This window comes from Paenibacillus sp., assembly GCF_035645235.1.
Taxonomy (GTDB): Bacteria; Bacillota; Bacilli; order Paenibacillales; family YIM-B00363; genus Paenibacillus_AE.
In genome coordinates this window covers 1-14190 of record NZ_DASQMZ010000078.1, presented here as the reverse complement: position 1 = coordinate 14190, position 14190 = coordinate 1, and the positions used below count along the sequence as shown (strand labels likewise).

Sequence of the window (14190 nt, the reverse complement as noted above, 5' to 3'; positions counted from 1 at the left end):
CCCCGCGGCGGCGCGGGAGGTGCTGTGGCCGATGTACCACGGCGTCTACGAATCTTACGAGCTCGTCGACGAGCGGCACGGCGAGTTTCGCGGGCCGGGGACGCCGGGGCTGCCGCTCGACTCCCGGCATCGGCTGTCGCTGCCGATGGCGGTCGCGGCGAACGACGGCTCGTATTGGATCGCCGGAGCGGACCCGACCTTCGCGACGACCCTTACGGCGAGGCCGGAGGCGGTCGAGTTTTCGTGGACGTGGCTCGCCGCCGCAGGCGTGCACCGCGAGGAGCGCCGGCGGCTGTTCGTCCGTCCGACGGCGAACGAGCGAGCGGCGCTCGACGATTGGTTCCGATACGCGACGCCGGACATCCCGCCGGGACCGGCTTGGCTGCACGACATCGCCGCGACGGATTACGACTTCCTGTCGAAGAACGGACAAGGCTGGTTTGCGGACATCGACGCGGCCTGCGAGCTGATCGCGCCCGAAGAGCGCCATCGGATGATTTTCTGCCTGCACGGCTGGTACGACGAGGTGGGCAGCTATTGCTTCGACGCGGAGACGGGCCGTTTCGCCGACCGCTGGACCGCCTTCCCGTATATCAACCATCCCGAGGTCGCCGCGCTGTCGACGAAGGAACCGCATGTGCAGGATACGCCGGGGTTATATGCGTACGCGTTCCGAAATTTGGAGCGGTATCGCCCGGTGGAGCTGACCTGGGGCGAGATTCGGCGGCGTCTCGCTTATGCGAAAGACCGCGGCTTCCGCACGGCGTTCTACGCGATGACGGGGCTGCAAGCGGCCGGCGACAAGGAGGCGGGCCTCCCGACCGGGGACGCGCTCGATTTGGATTTCCCGCTGTGGGTCGGCCCCGAGCTGCTCGGCCGTTCCTACATTAAGAACCCGTTGAAGCCGGAAGTGAGGAGCTTTTTCAAAACCTATATTTCGAAACTGCTGGACGTTATCGGGGATTTGACCGATGCGCTCGTCATGGACGAGGCGTATTACATCCCGTACGGCACGTTAGGGCCGGCGGCTTGCCCGGGGTACGCGGACCGCGCGCAGCTGACGCTCGTGAAGGAGCTGGCGGCGCTGTGCCACGACTATCGCCCTTCCCTCGCCTTCCTGACGGCGGACAATTTGGGCTTCAGCCGGCTCGAGAAGCGGGCGTTCCCATACAGCTTGTACGCCGACGGGCTGTTCACGGATGTGATGTGCTGGCCGATGAGCTGGGATTGCTTCCGGTTTCCGCTCTGGCGCAACACGGCTTGGAGCTGTAACTGGGCGCCATACTCCAATCTGAATTTTACGCGGTGGGGCGTTCTTGCGCATCACGGGAACGTCTCGCTCAGCAACGGCTGCTTCGGGGACGATATGGGGCTGTCGGATATGGACGACGCGACGAAACGGGAAATTCTCGAGCTGTGGACCGCGCGCGCCGGACGAACGAAGGAGAAGGAAGTGTCCGTCATCGCGGTGCGGGACTGACGCGAAGCGGAGAACGGAGGCAGGCTCGCCGGAAGTCGGCGGGCTTTTCGTATTTCCGGAGCGCTTACGATTCCTTTTTACCTTGGCGGGCTTCCGTGTTACTATTGTGAATAATCGTAACACGGGCGGACCGGGGAGACGAAAGGGAGGAACCGCGCTTGAAGTGGGCATGGGGGACAAAATTCAATGTTTTGCTGCTGCTCTGGTTATGGATGCTGACGGCTTGCGCGGAGAAGCCTCCGGCGTTACCGAACGGCGCGGCCGGAGAGGGCGGGGCCGCCGCCGAAAAGCGGGAGTTGGTGCTCGCCGTCGGCGCGGAGCCGGAGGCGGGCTTCGACCCTACGACGGGGTGGGGCCGGTACGGCTCGCCGCTCTTTCAGAGCACGCTGCTGAAATATGATAAGGATCTACAAATCGTAACCGACCTGGCTACGAGCTACCGGATCGGCGAGGGGGGGACGGCGATCACCGTCGAGCTTCGCGCGGACGCCAAGTTTTCGGACGGCATGCCGGTGACGGCGGAGGACGTCAAATACACCTTCGAGACGGCGGCGGCCGGCGGTTCGGTCGTGGATCTTCACCTGTTGGAGCGCGTCGAAGCGAGCGACGCGCGCACGGTGACCTTTACGCTTAAGCATCCCCAGTCCGCGTTCGTTCATGTTCTCGCCGCGACCGGCATCGTGCCGAAGCATGCGCACGGCGCGGATTATGCGCAGCGACCGATCGGCTCGGGTCCGTTCCGGCTCGTTCAGTGGGACCGCGGGCAACAGCTCATCGTCAGCGCCAATCCGCTGTACTACGGGGAGAAGCCCGTTTTCGAAAAGCTCACGTTTCTCTTCCTGCAGGAGGACGCCGCCTTCGCCGCGGCGCAGGCGGGCTTGGTCGATATCGCCGCCGTCCCGGCGCTGTTCAGCAGACAGACGGTCCCCGGCATGCGGCTCGAATCGCTGCGAAGCGTCGACAACCGCGGTATTCTGTTCCCCTATGTAAAGTCTGGCGCCGCGACGGCGGACGGCTATCCGATCGGCAACGACGTGACCTCCGACCTCGCGATCCGCAAGGCGATCAACGTGGCCGTCGACCGGCAAGCGCTTATCGACGGCGTGCTCGAAGGGCGCGGGACGCCGGCGTACACGTCGGCGGACGGCCTCCCGTGGTGGAATCCGGAAACCGTCATCGCCGACGGGGACCTGGACGAAGCGGCGCGCATACTCGCGGACGGTGGCTGGGCGGATGCCGACGGCGACGGGATCGTCGAGAAGGACGCGCGGAAGGCGGAGTTCGCTCTGCTCTACCCGGCCGGCGACGCGACGCGCCAGTCGCTCGCGATCGCCGTCGCGGATATGATGAAGCCGCTGGGCATCGAGATTCGCGCCGAAGGCAAAAGCTGGGACGACATCGGGAAGCTGATGTACTCGAACGCGGTCGTGTTCGGTTGGGGCAGCCATGATCCGCTGGAAATGTACAATTTATATAGCGGAACGAATGCGGGCGTGGAGTACTTTAACACAGGCTTCTATGCAAATGAGACCGTAGAACGTTACTTCGAGCAAGCGCTGCGCGCAGAGACGCTGGAGGAAGCGAATGCCTTTTGGAAGAAAGCGCAGTGGGACGGGGAGACGGGCTTCAGCGCAAGAGGGGATGCGCCGTGGGCGTGGCTCGTCAATCTCGATCATCTTTATTTGGTAGACGAGCGCTTGGATATCGGCGAGCAGAAAATTCATCCGCACGGGCACGGGTGGCCGGTCACCGACAACATCGAGACGTGGCGTTGGCATGAGTAGGGAACGCCGGCGCGGGGCGCTCGCCGTTGCGCGGTGGCTTGCGCGGAAGAGCATTCGGGCGGTTACGCTGCTGGCGGCCGTTTGCTTTCTTTCGTTCCTGCTCGCGAAGCATTCCCCGATCGATCCGATACAGGCGTACGTCGGAGCGGATATGCTGCGGGTGAGCCCGGAGCAGCGAGCGCAAATCGAGGCGTACTGGGGACTCGACGAACCGACGCACGTCCAGTTCCGGAACTGGCTGGCGGCGCTTGCGAGCGGCGACCTCGGCACATCGATGATCTACCGCCAGCCGGTGGCGGACGTGATCGGCGAGCGGTTCGCGAATTCGCTCGCGTTGATGGCGGCGGCTTGGGCGATGTCCGGCGCGCTCGGCTTCGCGCTCGGCGTCGTCGCCGCGATGAAGCGGAACACTTGGATCGATCGGTTGGCGAGATGGTATTGCTACCTGCTCGTGTCGACGCCGACGTTCTGGCTCGGGCTGTTGATGCTCGTCGTGTTCGCGGTATGGCTGCCATGGTTTCCGATCGGCATGGGCGTGCCGGCGGGCGTGCTCGCGGACGAGGTGACGCTCGGCGACCGGATTCGGCATCTGGCGCTGCCGGCCGTCACCCTCGGCGTCATCGGCGTCGCGAACGTGGCGCTGCATACGCGGCAGAAGCTGATCGACGTGCTCGACAGCGATTATGTGTTGTTCGCGCGGGCGCGGGGGGAGCGCGGCATGACGCTGCTTCGCCGGCACGGCCTGCGCAACATCGCGATTCCTGCGGTGACGCTGCAATTCGCGTCGTTCAGCGAATTGTTCGGCGGCGCCGTGCTGGCGGAGCAGGTGTTTTCGTACCCGGGGCTGGGCCAAGCGACCGTGAGCGCCGGGCTGCGGGGCGACGTGCCGCTGCTGCTCGGGCTTGTTCTCTTCAGCGCGTTGTTCGTGTTCGCGGGCAACTTGATCGCCGATCTCCTCTACCGCATCGTGGATCCGCGCATTCGAGAGGGGGCTGGCGTATGAGGCCCGCTGCGGGATCGTGGAACCGGCGCGCGGGGACGCTCTGGACGACGGGCGCAGCCGCCGTTGTTTTGGCTGCGATGTGGGGCTATGGCTTGCTGCTCGACGGAGACAGCTACGCGACGAGACTGGACATGCGCAACGCCGCGCCGTCGCTGCAGCATCTCTTCGGAACGGATTGGCTCGGCCGCGATATGTTCGCGAGGACGATGAAGGGGTTGTCGCTGAGTATCGGCGTCGGCTTGCTCGCCGCGCTGGGGAGCGCGGCGATCTCCCTGGCGCTCGGGTTGGCGGCGGCGACGATGGGGCGGCTGGCGGATCGGATCGTCACATGGCTGATCGACTTGTTCTTAAGCGTCCCGCATCTGGTCTCGCTCATTCTCATTTCCTTCGCGCTGGGCGGAGGACTGCGGGGCGTCGTCATCGGCATCGCGGTCACGCATTGGCCGAGTCTCGCCCGGGTCATCCGGGCCGAGGTGATGCAGCTGCGGTCTGCGGAGTATATTCACGTATCGCGGCGGCTCGGGAAGTCCCGATGGTGGGTCGCGCGCAAGCATATGCTCCCGCATCTGCGCCCGCAGCTTGCGGTCGGCGTCTTAATTTTGTTTCCGCATGCGGTGCTGCACGAGGCGGCGATTACGTTCGTCGGGCTCGGACTGTCGCCGCATCAGCCGGCGATCGGCATCATACTTTCGGAGTCGATGCGTTATTTGTCTACCGGCATGTGGTGGTTGGCGTTCTTCCCGGGGGTATGCTTGCTGTTCGTCGTCCGCGTCTTCGACGCGTTCGGCGACGGTTTGCGGCAGCTGTACGACCCGCGGCAAGCGCATCGGTAAGGACCGAATCAAGGAGGTGCCGTCATGGCGATCTTGGAAGTGAAGAACTTGTCGATTCATTTCCGCCAATATACGAACGGCCTCCGCCGGCGGACGCTGGAGGCGGTTTCGGGCTTTTCGCTGAGCCTGAACGAAGGGGAAGTGCTCGCGGTGGTCGGGGCCAGCGGATCGGGCAAGAGCTTGCTGGCGCATGCCATTCTCGGCATCCTCCCGCCGAACGCGGAGAGGTACGGAGAAATCGTCTATGCGGGGGAGCCGCTGACCGGCGAACGGCAGGCCGCCTTGCGCGGCAAGGAGATCGCCCTCATCCCGCAGTCGGTCGGCTATCTCGACCCGCTGATGCGGGTAGGGGCGCAGGTGCGCACGGCGGTACGAACGGGCGATCCGGCTGAGGAGCAGCGGAAGGCGTTCGCTCGGTACGGGCTGCGGGCGGAGACGGAGAAGCTGTTCCCGTTCCAGCTCTCGGGCGGCATGGCGCGGCGCGTCCTCGTCTCGACGGCCGTCGTGAGCGGCGCCCGCGTCTTGATCGCGGACGAGCCGACGCCGGGTCTCGACCCCGCCGCGCTGGCGCAGGCGCTCGGGTACTTCCGGGAGCTCGCCGACCGGGGGGCGGCCGTCATGCTCATCACGCATGATATCGAATCGGCGCTGACGATCGCCGATCGAATCGCCGTCTTTTACGCAGGCACGACGGTCGAGATCGCGCCGGCGACGGACTTCGCGGGAGACGGAGCGGCGCTCAGGCATCCGTATACGCGAGCGCTGTGGCGGGCGCTGCCGCGGAACGGCTTCGCGCCGATCCCGGGCGCGCAGCCGTCGCCGGACGCACTGCCGGACGGCTGCTTGTTCGAGCCGCGCTGCGATATGGCGACGCCGGCGTGCGCGGCGCGCAAACCCCGGCTGCAGCAGGTGCGCGGCGGATCGGTATGGTGCGAGCATGTCACTTAGCGCGAACCATATCGGTTTTCGTTACGAGCGGGCGGACTGGTTGTTCCGAGGGCTCCATGCGACGATCGAGCCCGGGGAAGTCGTAGGGCTGCAAGGGCCGAGCGGCACCGGCAAGTCGACGTTGGCCCGCATTCTGGCCGGTTACGAGCGGCCGACGGAGGGAACCGTTACGCTGTCGAACGAGCCTTTGCCGCTTCGCGGCTATAACCCGGTGCAGCTCGTGCTTCAGCATCCGGAGAAAGCCGTCAACCCGAGATGGCGGATGCGGGAGGTTTTGTACGAAGCGGGCGAGCCGGACCCCGAGCTGCTCGATGCGCTCGGCATCCGGCCGGAATGGTTAGACCGCTGGCCGAACGAGCTGTCGGGCGGGGAGCTGCAGCGATTTTGCGTGGCGCGCGCGCTCGGGAACGCCGGCACAAAATTTCTCATCGCGGACGAGATGACGACGATGCTGGACGCCATTACGCAGGCGCAGCTTTGGCACGCCGTCACGCGCCGTGCGAAACAACGGGAGATCGGCGTTCTGGTCGTCAGCCACGAGCGCGCGCTGCTGGAGCGGCTGTGCAGTCGAACGATTCGCTTGCAGCAATATCGTATGTAATTATTGTAAAAATCGCGTTCGCACAACATTCCTTTTCCCATATGCGGTTTAATTTAGCAAGTCTATATGGTAAACTTTCGAATATGCATGGGGTAACCATATCTATGTCGTCATTCGATTGACGACAAGTAGAGGAGATTGCGTATGCTTTCGAAAGACGAAAGAACGTTCGGGATGCTTTGCCACCTCATTGCGCTTTGCGGATTTGTGATCCCGTTGGGATCGATTATCGGGCCGCTCGTCGTCTGGCTGTTGAAGAGGGACGCTTCTCCCTATATCGACGGCCACGGAAGAGAGTCGCTCAATTTCCAAATCAGCATTGCCATTTACGGTATCGCATCCGCTATTCTTATCTTTGTAGGAATCGGCATTTTACTTTCGATCGCGGTAGGCATATTTTGGCTCGTTATGACGATAATCGCTTCCTTGAAGGCGAACGACGGCGTCGAATACCGGTATCCGCTGACGATTCGCTTCCTATAATCGCAGCGGGAGCGAACGACGCAGCCGGGGACATGAATTTCCGATGGACAACGCGAAGCCGCCGACGGGACGATCGGCGGCTTCGCTGCGCTGTTCGGCGAATATACGCAAAATTGATTCCGGCGGACGCGATGATTTTCACGCGGAGCCGGAATGAAGTATGATAAGAGAATCGTAGTGGATGAGAGTCTTAGGGGGAATAACGCGATGAGCATAGAACAGTTGGTGCAAGCCGCATCCAGCGGCGATACGGAAACGATGCAAACTTTGCTGGAGCAACACCCGGCGCTCGCGGAGCAGACGCTGCCGAGCGGCATGAGTCCGCTCATGGCGGCGATGTATTACGGCAAGCAGGCGGCGGTGGAATGGCTGCTCGAGCGCGGCGTCAAGGTGACGATTCACGAGGCGGCGGCGCTCGGGGACGACGAGACGATCGACTATATGTTGAAATTGGAGCCGCAGCTGCTCATGCAGTACAGCTTCGACGGCTGGACGCCGCTGCACCTGGCTGCGTTCTTCGGCGGGTTCGAGGCGGCGAAGCTGCTCATCGAGCGCGGCGCGGACGTGAACGCCCGATCGACGAACGCGATGTCGAACATGCCGATCCATGCGGCTTCCGCGGGGAACCGGACGAATATCGTAGCGTTGCTGCTCGAGAAGGGCGCCGACCCGAACGCGCGCCAGAGCGGCGGCTGGACGCCGATTCACCAGGCCGCGAATCATTGCGACGCCGAGATGACGAAGCTGCTGCTTCGTTACGGCGCCGACCCGGACGTTGCGAACGACGACGGGAAAACCGCGCGCGCGATGGCCGAAGAGAAGGGCTACACGGAAGTGACGTCCGTGTTGCCGTAAGGAGGACGCGGCGATGGCGACGGACCCGATATTGTTCGCGTTCCCGGAATGCTTCGAGACGGAGCGTCTCCTCATCCGGGCGCCGCTGTGGGGGGACGGAGCGCTCGTTAACGAAGCGGTTCTTGAAAGCCTCGAGGAGCTGCGGCCGTGGATGCCCTGGGCGCAGCAGGCGCCGACGGTCGAAGAGAGCGAGGCGAACGTGAGGCAAGCGCGGCTGGACTTCTTAAAGCGCGTCGATTTGCGGCTGATGCTCGTACGTAAGGATACGGGCGCGTATATCGGCGGCAGCGGACTGCACCGCATCGATTGGGATGTCCGCAAATTCGAGATCGGCTACTGGCTGCGCACTTCGTGCGTCGGGCAAGGCTATATGACGGAGGCCGTCGAGGCGATTTTCGGCTTCGCCGTGCGCGAGCTGGCGGCGAACCGCGTCGAAATTCGGTGCGACGAGCGCAACGTTCGGAGCGCCGCCGTCGCCGAGCGGCTCGGCTTTCCACTCGAGGGCGTGCTCCGCAGCGATGCGCGGGCGACCGACGGCTCGCTGCGAAATACGAAGGTGTATGCGAAGGTACGAGGCCTGGATTATTAGCGAGAGTCTCATGATGGAAAGAGGTGCGCGAATGCCGGCTGGAAACGTCGTCCTCGCCGGGGGAACCGGCTTTATCGGGAACTATTTCCGGGAGCGTTACGAAGCGGAGGGCTATGAGGTCGCGATGATTTCGCGCCGTCCAGGGCACGTGTCGTGGGACGACCGCGAGGGAATCGTTCGAACGTTGAACGGAGCGGATCTGCTTATCAACCTGGCCGGGCGGTCGGTGAATTGTCGATACGGCGAAAAAAATCGCGAGGAAATCTTGCGCTCGAGAACCGAGACGACGGCGCTGCTCGGCGAAGCGATCGGGGCGTGCGGCGAGCCGCCGCGGCTTTGGATCAACTCCAGTACGGCGACGATTTACCGCCATGCGGAGGATCGGCCGATGACGGAGGAGGATGGCGAGATCGGCTCCGGCTTTTCGGTCGACGTCGCCAAAGCGTGGGAGGACGCCTTCTTCCGCTTCCGTCTGCCGAAGACGCGGCAGGTCGCGCTGCGCATCGCGATCGTCCTTGGTCCGGAAGGGGGCGTGATGACGCCGTACGTCAACCTCGTCCGGTTCGGACTTGGCGGCGTACAAGGCACGGGGCGCCAGATGTTCAGCTGGATCCATGTCGAGGACTTGTTCCGGATCGTGCGCTTCGTCGAGTCCCGCGACGACCTGTCCGGCGTCTTCAACGCATCCGCGCCCGAGCCGGTGACGAACCGCGAGCTCATGCGTCTGCTCCGTCGAGCGTTGGGCCGGCGCGTCGGCCTGCCGGCGAAGCGCTGGATGCTCGAGATCGGCGCTTGGTTTCTTCGCACCGAGACGGAGCTCGTACTGAAGAGCCGATGGGTGCTGCCGGCTCGGCTGCGGCGGGAAGGCTTCGAATTCCGGTACGGCAAGCTCGAGGATGCGCTGAGCGATATTGTGGCGACGAGGGAATAATGGAAGCGACTTCCACATATCCAAGGGATATGGGAAGGAGGCTTCCATGTATATTTTGTGGATCGTATTCGTCGCGGCCGGGATCATCGTCTTATATCGCAGCTGGGACGCCGACGAACCGTGGCTCGCGCTGAAGTTAATCGGCTATTATGTGCTGGGCGCGTTTTATATCCGCTTGAACGACCTCGCGCTGCCGGTCGGCTTCGTCGTCGGGATGCTGCTGCTGCTTGCGCCGAAGACGAATCGCGGCGCGAAACGAGGAGCGGTCGTCCTAGGCTTGGCGCTCATGCTGCTCGGTTGGTTATTGCGTTAATTTTGGGCTAAGGGAGTCGCCGCGGCGACTCCCTTTCCGCTGTTCTCCGATGATTTCGAATTCCGGCGGTTCATTCATTTATCAGTTAAACTAATCGTTCCTATAAAATCATTATGATTGCTCGAATACCGTCCGTATGGTAGGTTCTAGAGAGGATAAAATGTAAGTAGAATGCTCGGAATTACATTCGAACGCTATGAGAGGTGTCTGGGTTGGTACTTCAGGTAACGAACAGCCCGTTCAGTCAAGAACAGGTAGAGCTGTTGAACCGCTTGCTGCCCGCATTGACGGAGTCGCAGCGGATTTGGTTGAGCGGTTATTTATCGGCGCTCTCGGGCGCGGCGGCGGTCGGCGCGGCGCCTGCGGCGACGGCGTCTGGGACGGTCCCAACGGCGGCGCCGTCAATATCGAAAGATGTTACGGTGCTCTACGGGTCGCAGACGGGCAACAGCCAGCGGCTGTCGAAGAAGCTGACGGAGAAGCTGCAGGCGCAGGGCTTTCAAGTCACGCTTAGCTCGATGGGAGACTTCAAGACGAATAATTTGAAAAAGGTGCAAAACCTGCTGATCGTCGTCAGCACGCACGGCGAAGGCGATCCGCCGGACAACGCGATTCCGTTCCATGAATTTCTGCTCGGCAAGCGGGCGCCGCAGCTCGACGGCATGCGCTTCTCCGTGCTGGCGCTCGGCGACACGTCGTATGAGTTCTTCTGCCAGACGGGCAAAGATTTCGACAAGCGCCTGGAAGAGCTCGGCGCGACGCGGCTCGCGCCGCGGGTCGACTGCGACGTCGATTACGACGAGGCGGCGGCGGAGTGGATGGAGCGCGTGTTCGCGGCGCTGAACGAAGGCGCGGGCGGCGCTTCCCCGGGCGCATCGGCGGCCGCGGCGGCCAGCGTCGCGACGGGCGAGTCGCTCTATTCGCGGACGAATCCGTTCCCGGCCGAAGTGCTGGAAAATTTGAACCTGAACGGCCGCGGCTCGGACCGCGAAACGCGCCACGTAGAGCTGTCGCTCGACGGCTCCGGGCTTGAGAATTACGAGCCGGGCGATTGCCTCGGCGTGTTCCCGCAAAACCACCCGCAGCTCGTCGAGGACATTCTCGCGGCGATGGGCTGGAAGGCGGACGAGCTCGTGCCGGTCGGCAAGAACGGCGAGGAGCGGCCGCTGCGCGACGCTTTGTCCGGCAGCTACGAAATTACGCTGCTGACGAAGCCGTTGATCGAGGCCGCGGCAAAGCTGAGCGGGAAGAGCGCGCTGCAAGAATTAACTGCGCCGGGCCGCGAAGCGGAGCTGAAGGCGTATATGGGCGAGCGCGACCTGCTCGACTTGATCACGGATTACGGGCTTCAGGGCATCCCGGCTCGCGAGTTCGTCGGCATTCTGCGCAAGCTCCCGGCGCGGCTGTATTCGATTTCGAGCAGCGCGAAGGCGAACCCCGGCGAGGTGCATGTGACGATCCGCACCGTGAAATACGAGGCGCACGGCCGCCAGCGCTACGGCGTCTGCTCGACGTTCGCCGCGGAGCGGCTCGAGCCGGGCGAGAAGGTGCCGGTGTACATCCACAACAACCCGAACTTCAAAATGCCGTCGAACCCGGACGCGCCGATCATCATGATCGGGCCGGGCACGGGCGTTGCCCCGTTCCGGGCGTTCCTAGGCGACCGCGAGGAGACGGGCGCAACCGGCAAGACGTGGCTGTTCTACGGAGACCAGCATTTCTCCACGGACTTCTTATATCAAACCGATTGGCAGCGCTGGTTGAAAGGCGGCGTGCTGACCCGCATGGACGTAGCGTTCTCGCGCGACACGGACAAAAAGGTGTACGTGCAGCATCGGATGCTCGAGAAGAGCAAGGAGCTGTACGCTTGGCTGCAGGAAGGCGCCCATGTATACGTCTGCGGCGACGAGAAACGGATGGCGCACGACGTGCACGCCGCGCTCGCGTCGATCATCGAGCAAGAGGGCGGCTTCAGCGCCGAAGAAGCGGCGGAGTACCTGAGCCGCATGCAGCAAGACCGCAGATACCAACGAGACGTCTATTAAGAGGCAACGCGAAAGGAGTGAACGCACGACATGTCCGAAAATAACTTACTGAATCCGAACAGCGCGCCGCACAGCGACGTCGAAGACATTAAGCGGCGAAGCAATTATTTGCGCGGCTCCTTGGTCGAGACGCTCGAGGATCGCATTACGGGGTCGATCCCCGAGGACGATAACCGGCTGATGAAGTTCCACGGCAGCTACATGCAGGACGATCGCGACCTGCGCAACGAGCGCAAGAAGCAGAAGCTCGAGCCGGCGTACCAATTCATGCTCCGCGTCCGCGCGGCCGGCGGCGTCGTCACGCCGGAGCAATGGCTGATGATGGATCGCGTGGCGCAAAAATACGCGAACGGCACGATCCGCCTCACGACGCGCCAGTCGTTCCAGCTCCACGGCGTGCTCAAGTGGAATATGAAATCGACGATCCAAGAAGTGAACGCGGCGCTGCTCAGCACGCTGGCCGCTTGCGGGGACGTCAACCGGAACGTCATGTGCAACCCGAACCCGCACCAATCCGAGGTGCACGGCGAGGTGTACGAATGGGCGCGCAAGGTGAGCGATCACCTCGATCCGCGCACGCGGGCGTATCACGAAATTTGGCTCGACGAGGAAAAGGTGTTCGACAGCCGCGAGCACGAGCCGGTCGAGCCGATTTACGGACCGGTCTACCTGCCGCGGAAGTTCAAGATCGGCATCGCGGTGCCGCCGTCCAACGACGTCGACGTGTACTCGCAGGATCTCGGCTTCATCGCGATCGTCGAAGGCGGCAAGCTGACGGGCTTTAACGTCGCTGTCGGCGGCGGGATGGGCATGACGCACGGCGATCCGAAGACGTATCCGCAAATTTCGCGCGTCATCGGCTTCATTAAGCCGGAGCAAATCGTCGACGTCGCGGAGAAGATCGTTACGATCCAGCGCGACTACGGCGACCGTTCGGTGCGCAAGCACGCGCGCTTTAAGTACACGATCGACGATCGCGGCCTCGAATGGGTGCTCGGCGAGCTCGAGTCGCGTCTCGGCTGGAAGCTCGAGGATGCGCGGCCGTACCACTTCGACAGCAACGGCGACCGGTACGGCTGGATCAAAGGAACGGACGGCAAGTGGCACTTCACGATGTTCATCCAGAACGGCCGCGTGAAGGATTTCGAGGGCTACGAGCTGATGACGGGCCTTCGCGAAATCGCGAAGGTGCACACGGGCGATTTCCGCCTGACGGCCAACCAAAACCTCATCATCAGCAACGTGACGTCGCAAAAGAAGAAAAAAATCGAAGAGCTCATCAAGACGTACGGTCTCCACGACGGCGCGCACCATACGGCGCTGCAGCGCAACTCGATGGCGTGCGTCGCGCTGCCGACCTGCGGCCTCGCCATGGCGGAGGCGGAGCGGTATTTGCCGGAGCTGCTCTCGAAGATCGAACCGTTGATCGAGGAAAACGGTCTCCGAGACGACGACATCGTCATCCGCATGACCGGCTGCCCGAACGGCTGCGCCCGGCCGATGCTGGCCGAGATCGGCTTCATCGGCAAGGCGCCGGGCAAATACAATATGTACCTCGGCGGCGGCTTCGCGGGGCAGCGCCTTAATAAGCTGTATCGCGAAAATATCGGCGAGAGCGACATCTTGGCGGAGCTCGGTCCGATGCTCAAGCGATACGCGAAAGAACGCGAAGACGGCGAGCGCTTCGGCGACTTCGTCATCCGCGCGGGCTACGTGAAAGAAACCCGTTCGGGTCTTGATTTCCACGAATAATTTCATCGTACGGCGATAAGGCCGTCTCCGCGTGTTTCGACGCCGGGGCGGCCTTTTTCGCAATGGAGAATTGAAAAAATATGGGATACGGGGTACGATAGCTTCGTATCGCGAGCGCTTGGGGATTCATCCCCGGGGATGAATATATGCGAACGCAGTGGACGGAATTGTTCGAGTTCGCAAATCCGCATATCCGGGTCGAGCTCGTGCCGACGTTGCCGGCCGATCGCTGATTTCCTTCGTCAATTCCCGCGAATGGGCGAGGCTCAAGTCGCGAAGCCTGTATCAGCTCAGTACGTTCCGGGAGTTCGTGGCGCCGAAGCCGGGTCACCGGTACAACGTCGAAGCGTTCACGCTGCTGAAGCCGGCGCCGTCGGTCGTGAACGACCAGCTGTATCGGAAATTCCCGCAAATCTACGAGATTCAATACATAGGGGCGAACAAGCTGCAAGAGGTGCTCGACGGCAAGAAGGAAGCGCGGCAAGCGTTGAAGGAATGGCAAACCGAAGGCGACGCCGCGATCGAGCGCATGCTGCAGGAGCAGGCGAACGCGGCTGCCGCAGAGGAATAGGC

At 62.9% G+C, this 14190-nt stretch carries 14 protein-coding genes; all 14 read left to right on the top strand.

Annotated features, from left to right (window positions below):
• On the top strand, nt 1–1480 hold a 1480-nt coding region (locus VEZ38_RS07490; RefSeq protein ID WP_324892725.1), incomplete at its 5' end, for a hypothetical protein.
• A 212-nt stretch (nt 1481–1692) separates the two neighbouring features.
• A complete protein-coding gene (locus VEZ38_RS07485) occupies nt 1693–3264 on the top strand; it encodes an ABC transporter substrate-binding protein (protein ID WP_324892727.1) in 1572 nt (523 codons plus the stop codon).
• Nucleotides 3257–4267, top strand: a complete 1011-nt coding sequence (locus VEZ38_RS07480; RefSeq protein WP_324892724.1) for an ABC transporter permease — start codon at nt 3257–3259, stop codon at nt 4265–4267. Before VEZ38_RS07485 ends, VEZ38_RS07480 begins: the two co-directional genes overlap by 8 nt.
• On the top strand, nt 4264–5100 hold the full coding sequence (locus VEZ38_RS07475; protein ID WP_414694680.1) for an ABC transporter permease: 837 nt from the start codon (nt 4264–4266) through the stop codon (nt 5098–5100). Before VEZ38_RS07480 ends, VEZ38_RS07475 begins: the two co-directional genes overlap by 4 nt.
• Before the next feature lie 24 nt (nt 5101–5124).
• Entirely contained in the window at nt 5125–6048 is a 924-nt protein-coding gene (locus VEZ38_RS07470; RefSeq protein WP_324892723.1) for an ABC transporter ATP-binding protein, read from the top strand.
• Nucleotides 6038–6649 carry an ABC transporter ATP-binding protein gene (locus VEZ38_RS07465; protein ID WP_324892722.1) on the top strand — a complete coding sequence of 204 codons (612 nt, stop codon included), beginning with the start codon at nt 6038–6040 and terminating at the stop codon, nt 6647–6649. Before VEZ38_RS07470 ends, VEZ38_RS07465 begins: the two co-directional genes overlap by 11 nt.
• 144 nt (nt 6650–6793) lie before the next feature.
• Nucleotides 6794–7132 carry a DUF4870 domain-containing protein gene (locus VEZ38_RS07460; RefSeq protein WP_324892721.1) on the top strand — a complete coding sequence of 113 codons (339 nt, stop codon included), beginning with the start codon at nt 6794–6796 and terminating at the stop codon, nt 7130–7132.
• A gap of 207 nt (nt 7133–7339) precedes the next feature.
• Nucleotides 7340–7987 (top strand): ankyrin repeat domain-containing protein, encoded by a 648-nt coding sequence (locus VEZ38_RS07455; RefSeq protein ID WP_324892720.1) that lies wholly within the window; start codon nt 7340–7342, stop codon nt 7985–7987.
• Nucleotides 7988–8000: 13 nt separating this feature from the next.
• On the top strand, nt 8001–8576 hold the full coding sequence (locus VEZ38_RS07450) for a GNAT family N-acetyltransferase (protein ID WP_324892719.1): 576 nt from the start codon (nt 8001–8003) through the stop codon (nt 8574–8576).
• A 31-nt stretch (nt 8577–8607) separates the two neighbouring features.
• Nucleotides 8608–9507, top strand: coding sequence for a TIGR01777 family oxidoreductase (locus VEZ38_RS07445; protein WP_324892718.1), 900 nt, complete (start codon nt 8608–8610; stop codon nt 9505–9507).
• Between the two features lie 46 nt (nt 9508–9553).
• Nucleotides 9554–9820, top strand: coding sequence for a hypothetical protein (locus VEZ38_RS07440; RefSeq protein WP_324892717.1), 267 nt, complete (start codon nt 9554–9556; stop codon nt 9818–9820).
• Nucleotides 9821–10032: 212 nt separating this feature from the next.
• Complete coding sequence (locus VEZ38_RS07435; RefSeq protein WP_324892716.1) at nt 10033–11865, top strand: assimilatory sulfite reductase (NADPH) flavoprotein subunit; 1833 nt, start codon at nt 10033–10035, stop codon at nt 11863–11865.
• 30 nt (nt 11866–11895) lie between these two features.
• Nucleotides 11896–13617, top strand: a complete 1722-nt coding sequence (gene cysI, locus VEZ38_RS07430; protein ID WP_324892715.1) for an assimilatory sulfite reductase (NADPH) hemoprotein subunit — start codon at nt 11896–11898, stop codon at nt 13615–13617.
• 310 nt (nt 13618–13927) lie between these two features.
• Entirely contained in the window at nt 13928–14188 is a 261-nt protein-coding gene (locus VEZ38_RS07425; RefSeq protein ID WP_324892714.1) for a hypothetical protein, read from the top strand.
• Nucleotides 14189–14190 lie beyond the last annotated feature (2 nt).